Here is a 16,609-nt window from a genome sequence, read left to right on the forward strand (position 1 = left end):
AGGGCGAAGCCCAGTTGAGGGGGTCTCGATGAGTGACAGCCACACGCCGAACGGGTCCGGTGCCGGACCGGGTGCCGGGGAGAGCGTCCCCGCCCGCGAGAGGAAGCGGTTCCCGGACATCTCGTCCCGGGCGTACGAGCATCCCGCGGACCGCTCCGCGCTGGTCGCCCTGCGCAAGCTGAGCGGTTTCGACACGGTCTTCAAGGCCCTGAGCGGCCTGCTGCCGGAGCGCAGCCTGCGGCTGCTGTTCCTCTCCGACTCGGTGCGGGTGGGCCCGCAGCAGTTCGCCCACCTGCACACGATGCTGCTGGACGCCTGCTATGTGCTGGACCTGCCGAAGGTCCCCCCGATGTACGTCACGCAGGACCCCGTGCCGAACGCGATGTGCGTCGGGCTGGACGAGCCGGTCATCGTGCTGACGACGGGCCTGGTCGAGCTGCTGGACGAGGAGGAGATGCGGGCGGTCGTGGGCCACGAGGTGGGCCACGCGCTGTCGGGCCACTCGGTCTACCGCACGATCCTGCTGTTCCTGACGAACGTCGCGCTGAAGGTGGCCTGGATCCCGCTGGGCGGGATGGCGGTGACGGCGATAGTGACGGCGCTGCGCGAGTGGTTCCGCAAGTCGGAGCTGTCGGCCGACCGGGCGGGCCTGCTGGCCGGGCAGGACCTCCAGGCGTCGATGCGCGGCCTGATGAAGCTCGCGGGCGGCAACCACCTCCACGAGATGAACGTGGACGCCTTCCTGGCCCAGGCCGAGGAGTACGAGGCGGGCGGCGACCTGCGGGACTCCGTGCTGAAGATCCTCAACCTGCTGCCGCGCAGCCATCCGTTCGCCACCGTGCGGGCCGCGGAGCTCAAGCGCTGGGCGGAGAGCCGCGACTTCCAGCGGATCATGGACGGTCACTACCCGCGCCGCTCGGAGGACCGGGACGCCTCGGTGTCCGACTCGTTCCGCCAGTCGGCGACCCATTACGCCGAGTCGGTGCGCTCCAGCAAGGACCCGCTGATGGGCCTGGTCCGGGACATCGCGGGCGGGGCGAACGACCTGGGCAGCAAGCTGCGGGACACCTTCACCGGGCGCAGCGGCGGCGGGCGGCCGAAGGAGGACGGGCCGGAGGAGAGCGGCCCGAAGGAGGACCGGCCGAAGGAGGGCTAGCGGGACGGCTCGGGCCCCGGGGCCAGGACGCCGCACAGGGCGGTGGGCTGGCGGCCCGTCGCGTACGGGTCGGTGACGGGCTGGTGGCTGTTGTCCGCGGTCCGGCCGGCCGGCAGCGGCTGCAGATAGGCCGCGTCGTCGGCCCCGCAGGACTCCGGTCCGGCCTCCACCGTGCTCTGCAGGACCTGGACGTGGTGGTCCTGGAGATCGTCCCGGTCGAAGCGGAAGCGCACGGCCCGGCGGACGGTGAACAGCGAGGAGTCGTCGGCCGCGGCCCCGGGCGGACGGACGGCGTAGACGAAGGTGTGGTCGGCGGAGACCTCCAGCACGGCGGGCGAGACCTCGGTGACGGAGAACGCCCCCTCGGCCCGGACGGGCGTGTCGTCGAGGGCGGTCCGGGCCGGGTCGAAGCGCACCAGCCAGCCGGTGGCGGCGTGCTGTCCGTCGGCGGCGGGGCGCTCCAGGCTGTGGTCGTACTGGTCGAGCTGGTCGGGCGAGAGCAGCAGGCGTACGGCCCGGTCGTCCCGGCCGGTGATCACGGACCGGTCGACGGCGGACTTCACGGTGTACTCCTTCGCCGTGGCGAGGGCGGTCATCACCAGCGCCTCGGAGAAGTTCTGGGTGCGCCGCACGGCGGGCAGGACGATCGCGTCCGGGCCCTGGCGGAACTGCGCGGCCCGGCTGTGCGCGAGCAGCCGCTCCGCGCTCCCGCCCGGGACGGCGCCCCGGGGCGCGAGCGGCACGACGGCCGTCCGCAGCGGCTCGGCCGACGGCGGGCGGGGCTCCTTGTACGGATGGCGGAGCCCCATGTAGACGGCCGTGCCGAAGGCGAGGGCGATCAGCAGCACCAGGAGCAGGAGCTGCCGCGAGGCGCCGAGCCGGGCCCAGACGTGCCGGGTGCGGACGGCGGGGGCGTGGTCGTCCATGCGCTCGCGGGCCGAGAACTCCTGGAGGCGCGCAGCGCGGACGAACGATTCGTCGAAGACGACCGACCGGTACTCTTCGTCACCGCTTCCCGGGGCACCCTCGGGCTGGCCCTCAGGCGGGTCTCCAGGCCCTTCCATACCTCAAGGGTAGGTCGGCGGGGCCCTCGGTAAACGCGCTGGTACGCGACAACTTGCGGTGAGTTCGCCGCCGCGCGCCCCGTTCCGCGCCCGGGGGATCGCCACCGCCCGGAGCTGCGGCGATCACGGAGGGTCACAAGGCGCGGGGGGATCAGCCGCGGCGCGGTACGGCAGAGACCACCGGGGCCCGGGAGTCGGCGGGGAGGCCGGGCCGGACGGAGGGCGGCAGCGCCTCCCGGACCGGGGCCGGGGTGTCCACCCCGGTCGTGGCGGGCGGCGGGGCCGGCTCGCGGCGGTCCCCGGAGGAGGCCCCCCGGTAGACGGCCGCGAAGGCGAAGGCGACCACGCCGACGCCCATCAGCACGCACAGCACCCAGGCCACCGGCCGCTGCCAGCGGGGCCGCCCCCGGTAGGGCCGCCGCAGGGTGCCGTACCTGCCGTACGGCCCGTACGCGTCGTCCGGGTCGAGGTCCTCGGTGAGCGTGCACCAGGGCTCGCCCCCGCCCGCGCGGGGGCCGGCGCGGACGCCCCCGTACCCGTCGTCGTCGGCGGGGCCGCCGCCCGAGCGGGCCCGCGCGGCGCGCATCCGCTCGGCCGCGCTGGGCTCGTGCACGGCGGCGGACCGCACGAACTCCTCGTCGAAGACCACGGAGGCGAACTCGTCGTCTCCGTGGCGGTGGCTGTCGGGCTCCTCGCCGTCCGGGAACGGCCTGCCCCCCACGTCGTCCGGCACCCGTCCAGCGTAGCCCCGAAGCGCCCAATCCGTGCGGGCGGTACGGGAATTGCCCCACCGCCCTCCCCGCCGCCCCGCGCGGCGCTAGCCGCGGATGTGGCCGTCGCCGGTGACGACGTACTTGGTGGAGGTGAGTTCCGGCAGGCCCATGGGGCCGCGCGCGTGCAGCTTCTGGGTGGAGATGCCGATCTCGGCGCCGAACCCGAACTGGCTGCCGTCGGTGAACCGCGTCGAGGCGTTGACGGCCACCGTCGTGGAGTCGACCAGCTGGGTGAAACGGCGGGCCGCCTGCTGCGAGCCGGTGACGATCGCCTCCGTGTGCCCGGACGACCAGCGGCGGATGTGCCGGACGGCCTCGTCCAGCGAGTCCACCACGGCGGCGGCGATGTCGTAGGAGAGGTACTCGGTCCCCCAGTCCTCCTCCGTCGCCGGGACGACGGTCGCCCTGCCGCCCCCGGCCGCCGCCAGCACCCGCTCGTCGCCGTGGACCGTCACCCCGGCCTCGGCCAGGGCGTCCAGCGCGAGCGGCAGGAAGCGGTCCGCGACGTCGCGGTGCACCAGCAGGGTCTCGGCCGCGTTGCAGACGCTGACGCGCTGCGCCTTGGAGTTGACGAGAATGCGCACGGCGGTGTCGAGGTCGGCGGCGGCGTCCACGTACACATGGCAGTTGCCCGTGCCGGTCTCGATCACCGGGACCGTGGACTCCTCGACGACGGTGCGGATCAGCGAGGCACCGCCGCGCGGGATCAGCACGTCCACCAGGCCGCGGGCGCGCATCAGTTCGCGCACGGACTCCCGGCTCTCGCCCGGCACCAGCTGCACGGCGTCCGCCGGCAGCCCCGCCCCCTCGACCGCGTCGCGCACCACGCGCACCAGGGCGGTGTTGGAGGCGTACGCGGAGGAGGAGCCGCGCAGCAGAACGGCGTTGCCGGACTTCAGACAGAGCGCGGCGGCGTCCACCGTCACGTTGGGCCGGGCCTCGTAGACGATCCCGACGACGCCGAGCGGGACCCGCACCTGGCGCAGGTCGATGCCGTTGGGCAGCGTCGAGCCGCGCACCACCTCGCCGACCGGGTCGGGCAGGCCGACCACGTTGCGCACGTCGGCGGCGATGGCCCGCACCCGCTCCGGCGTCAGCGTCAGCCGGTCGACGATGCCCTCGGCCGTGCCCGCGGCCCGGGCCTTCGCCACGTCCTCGGCGTTGGCCGCGACGATCTCCTCGGTACGGGCGTCCAGCGCGTCCGCGATGGCGAGCAGCGCCGCGTCCTTGGCCGAGCGCGGCAGTGGCGCCAGGGCGGCCGCGGCCTCGCGGGCGCGGACCGCGGCGCGGAGCACGGGGGACTCGGGAAGGAGGGAGGTGGGGGTATCGCTGCTCATGGTGATGCAGCTTAGTTCCCGTTCTCAGAACGGGTGGACCCCCACCGGCGTCGCCGGGAGCGGGCCGTGGCCCTCCGCCACCCGGTGGTGGTACGTCTCCCGGTCGATGACCTCCAGCCCCACGATCTCCCACGGCGGCAGCCGTGCCGTCGAACGGTGCTCGCCCCACAGCCGCAGCGCGACCGCGGCCGCGTCGTGCAGGTCGCGCGCCTCCTCCCAGTAGCGGATCTCGGCGTGGTCCTCGGCGTAACGGCTGGTCAGCAGGAAGGGATGGTCGTGGGCGAGCTGCTCCAGCGCGCGCCGCACCTCGCCCAGCGGCGCCGCGGCGCCGCTGACGCTGAGCGTGATGTGCCACAGCCGGGAATCCGTGCCCTCCGCCCCGGCGTCCTCCCCCGTGGTGCCGCATGCCCCGACGCTCGTCAGGGCCGGGGCCCCTGGGCGCCCTCGTCTCACCGGCGGCCTCCTGGTGTCGTGCGATGTCGTGCCGTGTGCTGGTCCTCGCACTTAAAAGTTGAGCAGCCCGCGGAGGGGCGCGGGGCGGTTTTCCGGAAAGGTCCCGGGGAAAGGTTGGACTTACCGTCGTGGCCTGGACACGGGGACGCCCCGGAGGGTCGTGTTCAGCCCGTCCGGGGGACGGCGGAGGGGCGGGACCGGGGCACCCTCACAGGACGACCAGGTCGTCCCGGTGCACGACCTCCCGCTCGTAGCCGGGCCCCAACTCCCGCGCCAGATCCCGCGTCGACCGCCCCAGCAGCTGCGGAATCTCCCCCGCGTCGTACGAGACGAGCCCGCGCGCCACGGCCCGCCCCCCGGCGTCCCGCAGTTCGACCGGGTCGCCCGCGCTGAATTCGCCCTCGACGGCGGCGATGCCCGCCGGCAGCAGCGAGCCGGTGCCCCGCACCACGGCGTGCACGGCGCCGTCGTCCAGGGTCAGCGCCCCGCGCGGGGTCGAGGCGTGCGCGAGCCAGAGCAGCCGGTCGGCGGAGCGGCGGCCGGTGCGGTGGAAGAGGGTGCCGGTGGGGCGGCCCAGCAGCGCGTCGGCGGCGCGGCTGGCGGAGGTCAGGACGACGGGGATGCCCGCGGCGGCCGCGATGCGGGCGGCCTCCACCTTGGTCACCATGCCGCCGGTGCCCACGCCGGCCTTGCCCGCGCTGCCGATGGAGACGCCCTCCAGGTCCGCCGGGCCGGTGACCTCGGCGATGCGGGAGGTGCCGGGGGTGCTGGGGTCGCCGTCGTAGAGGCCGTCCACGTCGGAGAGGAGGACGAGCAGGTCGGCGCGGACCAGATGGGCCACCAGGGCGGCCAGCCGGTCGTTGTCGCCGAAGCGGATCTCGTCCGTGGCCACCGTGTCGTTCTCGTTGACGACCGGGACCGCGCCCATGGCCAGCAGCTGGTCCAGGGTGCGACGGGCGTTGCGGTAGTGCGCGCGCCGGCTGGTGTCGTCCGTGGTCAGCAGCACCTGCCCGACGCGGCGCCCGTAGCGGGCGAAGGAGGCGGTGTACCGGGCGACCAGCAGGCCCTGGCCGACGCTGGCCGCGGCCTGCTGCCGTGCCAGGTCCTTCGGCCGGCGGTCGAGCCCCAGCGGTGCCAGGCCGGCGGCGATGGCGCCGGAGGAGACCAGGACGACCTCCCGGCCCCCGTCGGCCCCGAGCACCCGGGCCAGCACGTCGACCAGCGCGTCAACCCGGTCCGCGTCCAGTCCCCCGCCCGCGGTGGTGAGAGAGGACGAGCCCACCTTGACCACGATCCGGCGTGCGCCGGTGACCTCCGGGCGGAGCCCGTCCCGCTCGCCCGCCGTCCGGTTCGCCGCTTCGTCCGCCGTCCCTGCCCGCACTGTGTCCCGCACCTTCGCCCTCGCCTCGTGTCCCTGCCCTGACCGGCAAATCTACCGTCTGGCGATTGTGGTCGTTCGACCCTATTTTGTGAGGGTTGCCGTGACCGAAGATTGCTCCTGGCCCAGCGGGCGTCATACGGTCGGTTGCGTCCGTTGTCCCGACCGTTGTCCCATGACGTGTCCGCCGCGGTCCTTCCGACCCTCTCAGTCCTCCTGCCAGGAGCCAGCCCAAGTGCCTGCCGGAACAGTCCCCCGCCGAGCCGTTCAGGCCGCGGCGCTGCTCGCGATGCTGGTGTCGTTCGTACTCCAGCTCGTGGGCGCGCTCGCGCCGAACGCGCCGCTCTTGATCGCCACCTCGGCGGCGGGCCTCGCCCTCGACCTCTATCTGCAGCACCGCGACCCCGGTCTGCTCGCCCTGCTCGGCAAGGTCCGGTTCGACGTCATGGTGCGGCAGCTGCTGCGCGACATGGTGATCATGCTCGGGCTGCTGCGCCTGCACGGCGACGGCTCGCTGCGCGACTACGCGCCGGTCTTCGTCGGCGTCGTCCTCTTCTACGCGGCGCACCTGAGCTGCCAGGCCGTCGCCATCGTCGTCCGCCGCTCGCGCACGCTGCCCTTCGTCACGCGCAACATCGACACCACCGGGCTGCACCTGACCGCCGCGCCGCCGCGCCTGCTGGCCCGCCAGCACGGCCGCCGCCTGGTGCGCTTCGCGATCCCCGCCTCGGCCGGCCTGCTCTTCACCGTGGGCAGCGGCAAGCCCCTCGGCGGCATGATCGGCGTGGGCGTCGCCCTGCTGCTGGCCCTCGGCGGCACCCTCTACCTGACGACCTGGCTGCGCCCCGCCAAGCGGGTCGCCACCGAGGAGCAGGCCATAGAGTGGCTCGACCAGTGGCTGGCCTCGTACCGGCCCACCGTCGGCATGTACTTCTCCGGCGGCACCAGCTCCGCGTACCAGGCGAACATGTGGCTCTCCACCCTCGCCGAGCTCGACGGCAACCCGCTGATCGTGCTGCGCGAGCGCTTCATGGTGAAGAAGATCGACGCCACCGACGTCCCGATCATCTGCTTCCCCAAGGTCGTCCACCTGATGGCCCTGGAGAAGTCCACGCTGAAGCTGCTGCTGCACCCGGCGAACTCCGGCAAGACCTCGCAGGTCCTGCGCATGCCGTCGATCAAGCACGCCTTCATCAACCACGGCGAGAGCGACAAGCTCTCCAGCTGCAACCCCTACTCCAAGGCGTACGACGAGATCTGGGTCGCCGGCCCGGCCGCGCGCGAGCGCTACCAGCTCGCCGACATCGGCGTCGACGACCGCGACGTCGTCGAGGTCGGCCGCCCTCAGCTGGCCCCGATCCAGCCGTACACCGGCGCCCCCGCCCGGCCGTACACGACCGTCCTCTACGCCCCCACCTGGGAGGGCTGGGACGGCAACCCGGGCAACACCTCGGTCATCCTCGCCGGCGAGAACATCGTCCGCGAGCTGCTCGCCGACCCGGCCGTCCGGCTGCTGTACAAGCCGCACCCGATGACCGGCTCCGTCGAGCCGCGCGCGGGCGAGGCGAACCGGCGCATCAAGGAGATGATCCGCGAGGCGAACGCGCAGCGCGACGGCTACCGGCCCGGGCCAGAGGCCGCGGCCGAGGTCGAGCGCCTGACCGTCGAGCTCCAGGAGCTCACCGCGAAGAAGTTCCCGCCCAGCGTGGACGAGACCGAACGCATGCTGCTCCAGACCGCCCCCGAGCCGGGGCGCTCCGCGGCGGTGACCGCCACACTGACCGCCTGGGAGGCGGCCTACTGGTCCTCGCTGCCCGAGTGGGAGCACCAGATCGTCACCGGCCCGCGGCCCACGCTCTTCAGCTGCTTCAACCAGGCGGACGTGCTGATCAGCGACGTCTCCAGCGTGGTCTCGGACTACCTGATCAGCGAGAAGCCGTACGCGGTGGCCAACACGAGCGGGATGAGCGAGGAGGAGTTCCTCGCCACCTTCCCGACCGTCACGGCGGCGACCATCCTGGAGCCGGACGCGGCCTCGGTCCCGGCCCTGCTGGCGTCGGTGCGCGACCCGCGCCTGGACCGGCTGGCGAAGGCCCGCGCCGAACTGAAGGTCCAGCTGCTGGGCCCGTCGGACCCGCCGTCCCTGGTCCGCTTCAACCAAGCGGCCCTGGAGCTGGCCCACAAGGCGGACGAGCGCGCGGCCCGCGCCGCCGCACGCGCGGCGGCGTCGCCCGTGCCCGGGCAGCGGGAGGACGCGGACGCCCCCTCCACGGCCGACGGCGCGCCGACGGCGCCCGGGGAGCAGGGCGGCTGGTTCACGCCCGTACAGGGGCGCTGAGCGCGTCCCGCGCACGCATGGGGAAGGCCCCCGGGAGGATTCGTCCTCCCGGGGGCCTTCCCATAGGTGCGGGTGCGGGTGGCGGGCCGGGGCTTCCACCCCGGACCCGCCCCCCACGGCACCGGACTACGCGAAGGGGTCGAACCCCTCGTACTCCTGCTGCGCCTCGTCCCGCTCCGCCTGCTTGTCCCGGCGCCGCTGCGCCGCCGGGCGCGACTCCTCCAGGCGGTGGTCCTCGCCACGGCGGCCGAGCATCTCCGCACCGGCGGACATCGACGGCTCCCAGTCGAAGACGACCGCGTTGTCCTCGGGACCGATCGCGACGCCGTCGCCCGACCGGGCACCGGCCTTGAGGAGCTCGTCCTCGACGCCGAGCCGGTTGAGGCGGTCCGCCAGGTAGCCGACGGCCTCGTCGTTGTTGAAGTCCGTCTGGCGCACCCAGCGCTCCGGCTTCTCGCCGCGCACCCGGTACATGCCGTCGTCCTCCAGCGTGACCGTGAAGCCCGCGTCGTCCACGGCCTTCGGCCGGATGACGATCCGCGTCGCCTCCTGCTTGGGCTTCGCGGCACGCGCCTCGGCGACGATGCCGGCCAGGGCGAAGGACAGCTCCTTCAGGCCCTGCCGGGAGACCGCCGACACCTCGAAGACGCGCAGGCCGCGGGCCTCCAGGTCGGGGCGGATCATGTCGGCGAGGTCCTGGCCGTCGGGGATGTCGACCTTGTTGAGGACGACGATCCGCGGCCGGTTGTCCAGCCCGCCGTACTCCTTGAGCTCGGCCTCGATCACATCGAGGTCGCTCAGCGGGTCGCGCTCCGACTCCAGCGTCGCGGTGTCCAGCACGTGCACCAGCACCGAGCAGCGCTCGACGTGCCGCAGGAACTCCAGGCCCAGGCCCTTGCCCTGGCTGGCGCCCGGGATGAGCCCCGGAACGTCGGCGATGGTGTAGACGGTCGAACCGGCCGTCACCACACCGAGGTTGGGGACGAGCGTGGTGAACGGGTAGTCGGCGATCTTCGGCTTCGCGGCGGAGAGCACGGAGATCAGCGAGGACTTGCCGGCGCTCGGGTAGCCGACGAGGGCCACGTCCGCGACGGTCTTCAGCTCCAGGACGATCTCCTGGAGGTCGCCGGGCTCGCCGAGCAGCGCGAAACCGGGCGCCTTGCGGCGGGCCGAGGACAGCGCCGCGTTGCCGAGGCCGCCGCGGCCGCCCTGGGCGGCGACGAACGTGGTGCCCTCGCCGACCAGGTCGGCGAGGACGTTGCCGCGCCGGTCGAGGACCACGGTGCCGTCCGGGACGGGCAGGACGAGGTCCGTGCCGTCCTTGCCGGAGCGGTTGCCGCCCTCGCCGGGCTTGCCGTTGGTGGCCTTGCGGTGCGGGCTGTGGTGGTAGTCCAGAAGCGTGGTGACCGACTGGTCGACGACCAGGATCACATCGCCGCCGCGGCCGCCGTTGCCGCCGTCCGGACCGCCGAGCGGCTTGAACTTCTCACGGTGCACGGAGGCGCAGCCATGGCCTCCGTTACCCGCGGCGACGTGCAGTTCGACGCGGTCCACGAAGGTGGTCATAGCGGTCTGCCTCCAGATGCCTAAGGGGGTGTGTCTGTTGTAACGCAGCGAGGGCGGACCCGCTTCCCCACAGGGGAAGGGAGGTCCGCCCTCGCGCTGTACCGCTCTACGGGGCCTGGATCAGGTGATCAGGCGACCGGAACGATGTTGACGACCTTGCGGCCACGGTGGGTGCCGAACTGCACCGCACCGGCCTGCAGCGCGAACAGGGTGTCGTCGCCGCCGCGACCGACACCGGCGCCCGGGTGGAAGTGGGTGCCGCGCTGGCGGACCAGGATCTCACCGGCGTTGACGGTCTGACCGCCGAAGCGCTTCACGCCGAGCCGCTGAGCGTTGGAGTCGCGACCGTTCCGGGTGGACGATGCGCCCTTCTTGTGTGCCATCTCTCCTCAGTCCCTTACTTCGCAGCCGACGGGATGCCAGTGACCTTGATCGCCGTGTACTGCTGGCGGTGACCAATGCGCTTGCGGTAACCGGTCTTGTTCTTGTACTTCAGGATGTCGATCTTGGCACCCTTGTGGTGGTCCACGATCTCGGCCTGGACCTTGATGCCCGCCAGGACCCACGGGTCGCTGGTGACGGACTCGCCGTCGACGACGAGCAGCGTCGAGAGCTCGACCGCGTCGCCCACCTTGCCGTCGGAAATCTTGTCAACCTCGACGATGTCGCCGACAGCAACCTTGTGCTGACGACCGCCGCTACGCACGATTGCGTACACGCGGATCTCACTCTCTCGCTAGTAATGGACCTCTGATGCCAGCCGCTCGGACGGGCGGACCCGTGCTTCCGAGTGGACGAGCGGCCTCTCCCGGCCAGGCCGGAAGGGATGTGCTCAGGGGTGGGCGTACAGACGCCGACTGGCAAGGTTACGGGGCGCGGCGCAAGGGGTCAAACCGGGCCCTTGCCGGGGGCGTTCCGGGGTGTTCCGGGGGTGTTTGCCCCTGGCCCGCCCTTTCGCCGTTTCCCGCAGGGGGTGCGCCCCTGCGCCCCTGAAGCGCGCTGCGGGCTCCCCCAGTCCTCAGGCGCCGGATGGGCTGGGTGTGTGCCCCGGTCCCGCCCTTTCACCGTTTCTTCCGGGGAGACCCCGGACCCCATCCGCCCTCCGGGCGGAGTCCTCAAGCTCCCCGGAGGGGGCAACCCCCAGACGGGCTGAATTCAGCCCGTCCGGCGCTTGAGGACGAGCGGCGAAGCCGCGACAAACGGGGGCCAGGGGCGGAGCCCCGGGAGCAGGGGTGCAGGGGCGCAGCCCCCGCCCCACCGCGCGGCAGCGCGGTGCCGGGCCGAGGGGGCGGAGCCCCGGAAGAAACGGTGAAAGGGCGGGCCGGGGGCAAAACCACCCCCGACCCGCCCCACCCGGCGAACCGCCGGACTTACTCGTCCGCGCCCGCCCCCGACTCCGCAGCCGCCGCCGCAGCCTTCTTCGCCGCCGCAGACGTCGTCTTCTTCGCCGCCGTCTTCTTCGTGGCGGCCTTCTTCGCCGTCGTCGCCTTCTTGGCAGTCGTCGTCTTCTTCGCCGCCGCCTTCTTCGCGGTGGTCGTCTTCTTCGCCGCCGCCTTCTTGGTCGTGGCCTTCTTGGCGGCCGTCTTACGGGCCGTCTTCTTGGCCGGTGCGGCCTCCTCAGCCTCCTCCAGCACGACCTCGGGCTCCGGCTCCGACTCCGACTCCGGCGCCGCGACGACGACCACAGCCGCCTCCTCGGCACCCTCCGGCGACCCCGCCGGAGCGGACGCCTTGCGGGTCACCCGACGACGCGCCCGGACGGGCGCCGCCGGCGCCTCGGCCTCAGGAGCGGGCTCGGGAGCAGGCTCGGGCACGGCCTCGGCAACCGGCTCGGGAGCAGGGGCAGACGCAGGCGCAGGCTCGGCCACAGGCGCGACCGTCTCCACGACAACCTCCGCCGCCACCCGCTCCGCCGCCTTCGGCGCACCCGCCGGAGCCGACGCCTTGCGGGTCGCCCGGCGCCGCGTACGGCCGCCACGGCCGCCCGTCGCCGCCGCCTCCGCCTCGGCAGGGCTGGAGAACCACTCGTCCTCGCCCCCGCCGACGGACGGCACCAGCTCCGCCTCGGTCACCGGAGCGGGCTCCAGTTCCTCGGCCTGCTCGACAGCGGCCGGTTCGACAGCGGCCGGCTCCACGGCAGCCGACTCGGCCGCCGGCTCGACAGCCGCCTCGGCAGCCGCCTTGCCACCGCCCCGCTTCTTGCCGCGCTTGCCGCCGCCCCCGCCACCGCCGGCCACCGCCGGCTGGTCCATGTGGACGATCACGCCGCGGCCGTTGCAGTGCACGCACTGCTCGGAGAAGGACTCCAGCAGGCCCTGGCCCACCCGCTTGCGGGTCATCTGGACCAGACCCAGCGAGGTCACCTCGGCGACCTGGTGCTTCGTCCGGTCCCGGCCCAGGCACTCCAGCAGGCGCCGCAGCACCAGGTCCCGGTTGGACTCCAGCACCATGTCGATGAAGTCGATCACGATGATGCCGCCGAGGTCGCGCAGCCGCAGCTGGCGCACGATCTCCTCGGCCGCCTCCAGGTTGTTCCTGGTGACCGTCTCCTCCAGGTTGCCGCCCTGGCCGGTGAACTTCCCGGTGTTGACGTCGACGACGACCATCGCCTCGGTCCGGTCGATGACGAGCGAACCGCCGCTCGGCAGCCAGACCTTGCGGTCCAGCGCCTTCATCAGCTGCTCGTCGATCCGGTACGTGGCGAAGACGTCGACGTCCGACGTCCACTTCTGCAGCCGGTCCGCGAGGTCCGGCGCGACGTGCGAGACGTAGCCGTGGATGGTCTCCCACGCGTCGTCGCCCTGGACGACGACCTTGGAGAAGTCCTCGTTGAAGATGTCGCGCACCACGCGGACGGTCATGTCCGGCTCGCCGTAGAGCAGGCTCGGCGAGCTGGTGGAGATCATCTTGGACTTCTTCTGAATGTCCTCCCACTGCGCCTGGAGCCGCTCGACGTCACGGCGCAGCTCGTCCTCGCTCGCGCCCTCCGCGGCGGTACGGACGATCACGCCCGCGTCCTCGGGGACGATCTTCTTGAGGATCTGCTTCAGCCGCGCCCGCTCGGTGTCGGGCAGCTTGCGGCTGATGCCGGTCATCGAGCCCTCGGGCACGTACACCAGGTACCGGCCGGGCAGCGAGACCTGGCTGGTCAGCCGGGCACCCTTGTGCCCGATCGGGTCCTTGGTGACCTGGACGAGCACGGACTGGCCGGACTTCAGCGCGGTCTCGATGCGGCGCGGGCCGTTGCCCATGCCGAGCGCGTCGAAGTTGACCTCGCCGGCGTAGAGCACGGCGTTGCGGCCCTTGCCGATGTCGACGAACGCGGCCTCCATGGACGGCAGCACGTTCTGCACCTTGCCCAGGTACACATTGCCGACGTAGCTGGTCGCCTGCTCCTTGTTGACGAAGTGCTCGACGAGGACGTTGTCCTCCAGCACACCGATCTGCGTCCGGTCGCCGTTCTGACGGACGACCATCACTCGCTCGACGGCCTCGCGGCGCGCCAGGAACTCGGCCTCGGTGATGATCGGCACCCGGCGGCGGCCCTGCTCGCGGCCCTCGCGGCGGCGCTGCTTCTTCGCCTCCATGCGGGTCGAGCCCTTGATGGACTGGACCTCGTCGAAGCCCGTGCCGCCAGCGGTGCGCTCGCGCGGCTCGCGGACCTTGACGACGGTGCGCTCCGGCTCGTCGGTGCCCGGCTCGGCCTCCGGCTCGCCGGAACGGCGGCGACGACGGCGACGGCGACGGCTGCCGGCGGTGGACGCGCCGGACTCCTCCGCCTCCTCCTCCGCCTCTTCCGCCTCGGCGGACTCCTCGGCGGCCTCGGCCTGCTCGCCCTCCGGCTCCTCCTCGGCACCCTCGAACTCGGCCTCCGCGGCCTCGCCGCGGCGACGGCGACGGCCGCCCCGGCGGCGACGGCGCGACGGACGCTCGCCCTGCTCCTCGTCCTCGGCGGCGGCCTCGACGGCCTCCGGCTCCTCGGCCTCGGTCTCCTCGACCACCTCGGCGGTCACCACCGGCTCGGCCGCCTCGACGGCCTCGCCGCGACGGCGCCGACGACGGCGGCCGGCGGGCTGCTCGGTCTCCTCGACCTCGGCCTCGGCCACCGGAGCGGGCTCGACGGCGGCGTAGGCGGCCGCGGCGGACTCCGGCGTCTGGAACATCGGCTCGGTGAACACCGGGGCCTGGAAGACGGCCGTCGGCGGACGCACCGCACGGCGACGCGAACGCGCGGGAGCGGCCTCGGCGGGAGCGGCCTCGGCGGTCTCGACGGCCCGCCCGGCCTCCGCGCTCACGACGCGGCGACGCGTACGACGGCCGCGCGGCGCCTCCTCGGCCACGGGCTCCTCGGCGACGGCCCCGGCGACGACCGGCTCCTCGGCCGGACGGGCCACAGCGGCGTGGCCGGCGGCACGGGTGGCACGACGGCGGGTACGCGCCGGCTTCACCGGCTCCTCCACCGCCTCGATCGCCTCCTCGACCTCTTCGACCTCTTCGGCCTCCTCGGCCTCCTCGGCCTCGACGACCGGAGCGGGCTCGACGGCCTCGACCGGAGCACCGGCCGGCGCGGACGCCCGGCGGACCGCACGGCGACGCGGACGCGCGGGAGCGGCCTCGGCGGGCGCGACCTCGGCGGACGTCTCTTCGCCCGCCTCCGTCACTTCGGCTTCCTCGGCCACGGCCGCCGGAGCGGCCTCGACGGCCTCGACCGGAGCACCCGCGGGCGCGGACGCCCGACGGACCGCACGACGACGCGAACGCGCGGGGGCAGCGGGGGCCTGGGCCTCCTCCTCGACCGCCTCGACGGTCTCGGCCTCGGCAAGAGCGGGCTCGGCGACAGCGGCCTCGGCAGCCTTCGGCGCACCGGCCGGCGCGGACGCCCGGCGGCGCGGACGCTCCGGCGTGGCCGCGGCCTCGTCCACGACGGGCTCGGCCGCGACGGGCTCGGCCACCGGCTCCACCGGCTCGGCCTGCTCCACCGCCGTGACCGGCGAGGTGACCTTGCGGACCGCGCGACGGCGCGGGCGGGCCTCAGCGGCGGCGTCCTCGGCCGGCTCGGCCGCAGCCGCGGCCTCGGGAGCGCCCGGCGTACCGGCCCGGCGCACCGCGCGGCGGCGCGGGCGGGCGGGGGTGGCGGGGGCGGCCCCGTCGGCGTCCGGCGTCTCCCCGGCCGTCACGGCGGGGGCGTCCTGAGCGGGCCCGGCGGGCTCCTCGTCGAGGGCGGCGGGGGTCCCGGCGGGCGGGGCCACCGGCGGACCGGCCGGACGCGAGGCGGCCCGGCGGCGGCGCCGCGGGGGCAGCGTGTCGCCGGGACCGGTGTCTGCGTTGTCGTTCCCGGTGGCGCTGTGCGCGTTTCCGGGTTCCATGGGCTCAGTGGATTCGAGCATGCGGGCGTTTCTCCCGTCACGCTCCCGGGCGCCGCGCCGGATCCGGCCCGCCGGTCCGCGTGATGAGCGCGGTACCGCCGTCCGGGGCGCGGTCGCCGCACGGGAGCTGTCGTGTCACTCGCCGGGTCCGATGGGCGGCACCGGCGAAAGTCTCCTGGTCAGTGCGCTTGCCGGACTGGGGGCGTCCCCTCTGGAGGAGGGTGGCTCCCTGCTGCACCGGCCGCGCGGCGACGGCTGTCCTTAGGTTGCGCGACCCGGCGCCATCGCCGCGCCGGCGGTCGTTGATGAGACGGCCGTGGCAGCGTCGCGATCGGGCGCGAGCGGGTCGGTCACCGTACCGGTCCCAGCGTCGAGCAGCCCCTGCGCCAGCCTGGTCACCGCTGCGGGGACCGGCGGCGCCAGGTCGGCCGTGGCGCGGAGCCCGGACAGGACGTCGTCGGGTCGAACGGCAGGTGTCACATGCCGAACAACCAGCCGCAGTATCGCACAGGGTCCGTCACCGGGCCTATCGGCCGGAGCGGCCACCGCTTCGAGTCTGCACACGGCACCACGTGCGTCGAAGGTCCGCAGCCCGTTCTTGGTGCGGCGCTCGACCTCCACGGTCTCCGCCGCGAGGAACGCGGTCACGGCGCGCTCGGCGTCCGCGAGCTCCACGCCGTCGAGCCGCAGCTCCCAGACGGAGGCCTCCAGCCGCTCGGCGAACGAGGACGTACGGGCCTCGACCGCGTCGACGATGTCGAGCCCGGCGGGCAGCGACTCGTCGAGCAGCTCGCGCAGCCGCGCGGGATCGCGCACCTCGGCGAGCTGGATCTCCAGATACTCGGCCTCACTGCCCGTGCCGGTGGGTGCGGCATTGGCGTACGACACCTTGGGGTGCGGGGTGAAGCCGGCCGAGTACGCCATGGGCACCTCGGAGCGGCGCAGGGCCCGCTCGAAGGCGCGCTGGAAATCCCGGTGGCTGGTGAACCGGAGGCGGCCGCGCTTGGTGTAGCGCAGTCGGATGCGCTGCACCGCGGGTGCGGGCGGCGGGCCTTCGGGCTGTCGCTTACCCAGTGTCCTGATTCCTTCGTGAGTGCGGTCGTACTGCTACCTAGAGTACGTGCAATGAGGGCCCCGCCAACCCGGCGGGGCCCTCATTCGCACATATGAGCTACTCG

Annotated in this window: 12 protein-coding genes; 2 read left to right on the forward strand and 10 right to left on the reverse strand. The window is 73.7% G+C overall.

Translation table 11 applies throughout. From position 1 onward, the window contains the following. Positions 1-28 precede the first annotated feature (28 nt). Positions 29-1,156, forward strand: coding sequence for a M48 family metallopeptidase (locus AB8735_RS14135; protein ID WP_372407642.1), 1,128 nt, complete (start codon positions 29-31; stop codon positions 1,154-1,156). Here the strand turns inward: AB8735_RS14135 and AB8735_RS14140 are convergent. From AB8735_RS14140 to proB, 5 genes are all read right to left on the reverse strand, one after another. Continuing rightward, positions 1,153-2,220 carry a hypothetical protein gene (locus tag AB8735_RS14140; RefSeq protein WP_372407644.1) on the reverse strand — a complete coding sequence of 356 codons (1,068 nt, stop codon included), beginning with the start codon at positions 2,218-2,220 and terminating at the stop codon, positions 1,153-1,155. The two genes, AB8735_RS14135 and AB8735_RS14140, sit on opposite strands and share 4 nt — an antisense overlap. 151 nt (positions 2,221-2,371) lie before the next feature. Further along, positions 2,372-2,953 carry a hypothetical protein gene (locus AB8735_RS14145; RefSeq protein WP_372407647.1) on the reverse strand — a complete coding sequence of 194 codons (582 nt, stop codon included), beginning with the start codon at positions 2,951-2,953 and terminating at the stop codon, positions 2,372-2,374. Positions 2,954-3,037: 84 nt separating this feature from the next. Continuing rightward, positions 3,038-4,330 carry a glutamate-5-semialdehyde dehydrogenase gene (locus AB8735_RS14150; protein ID WP_344031478.1) on the reverse strand — a complete coding sequence of 431 codons (1,293 nt, stop codon included), beginning with the start codon at positions 4,328-4,330 and terminating at the stop codon, positions 3,038-3,040. A 24-nt stretch (positions 4,331-4,354) separates the two neighbouring features. Beyond that, a complete protein-coding gene (locus tag AB8735_RS14155) occupies positions 4,355-4,783 on the reverse strand; it encodes a hypothetical protein (RefSeq protein ID WP_344031476.1) in 429 nt (142 codons plus the stop codon). 208 nt (positions 4,784-4,991) lie between these two features. Further along, the gene (proB, locus tag AB8735_RS14160) at positions 4,992-6,077 is read right to left on the reverse strand and encodes a glutamate 5-kinase (RefSeq protein WP_344031511.1); all 1,086 of its coding nucleotides are present in this window, start codon (positions 6,075-6,077) and stop codon (positions 4,992-4,994) included. Between the two features lie 373 nt (positions 6,078-6,450). On the opposite strand from proB, the gene AB8735_RS14165 reads away from it, so the two are divergent. Further along, positions 6,451-8,499, forward strand: coding sequence for a hypothetical protein (locus AB8735_RS14165; protein WP_344031509.1), 2,049 nt, complete (start codon positions 6,451-6,453; stop codon positions 8,497-8,499). A 126-nt stretch (positions 8,500-8,625) separates the two neighbouring features. On the opposite strand, the gene obgE is transcribed toward AB8735_RS14165, so the two are convergent. From obgE to AB8735_RS14190, 5 genes are all read right to left on the reverse strand, one after another. Continuing rightward, entirely contained in the window at positions 8,626-10,065 is a 1,440-nt protein-coding gene (gene obgE, locus AB8735_RS14170; protein ID WP_344031474.1) for a GTPase ObgE, read from the reverse strand. Between the two features lie 128 nt (positions 10,066-10,193). Then, entirely contained in the window at positions 10,194-10,448 is a 255-nt protein-coding gene (rpmA, locus tag AB8735_RS14175) for a 50S ribosomal protein L27 (RefSeq protein WP_049715810.1), read from the reverse strand. A 14-nt stretch (positions 10,449-10,462) separates the two neighbouring features. After that, positions 10,463-10,783: a 50S ribosomal protein L21 gene (rplU, locus tag AB8735_RS14180; protein WP_344031469.1), complete on the reverse strand. Its 321-nt coding sequence runs from the start codon at positions 10,781-10,783 to the stop codon at positions 10,463-10,465. Positions 10,784-11,435: 652 nt separating this feature from the next. Further along, positions 11,436-15,452: a ribonuclease E/G gene (locus tag AB8735_RS14185; protein ID WP_372407650.1), complete on the reverse strand. Its 4,017-nt coding sequence runs from the start codon at positions 15,450-15,452 to the stop codon at positions 11,436-11,438. Positions 15,453-15,692: 240 nt separating this feature from the next. Continuing rightward, a complete protein-coding gene (locus AB8735_RS14190; RefSeq protein WP_344020878.1) occupies positions 15,693-16,463 on the reverse strand; it encodes a TIGR03936 family radical SAM-associated protein in 771 nt (256 codons plus the stop codon). Positions 16,464-16,609: the final 146 nt, after the last annotated feature.

The sequence above is a fragment of the Streptomyces luteireticuli genome (assembly GCF_041519305.1).
In the GTDB taxonomy this organism is placed as follows: Bacteria; Actinomycetota; Actinomycetes; order Streptomycetales; family Streptomycetaceae; genus Streptomyces; species Streptomyces luteireticuli.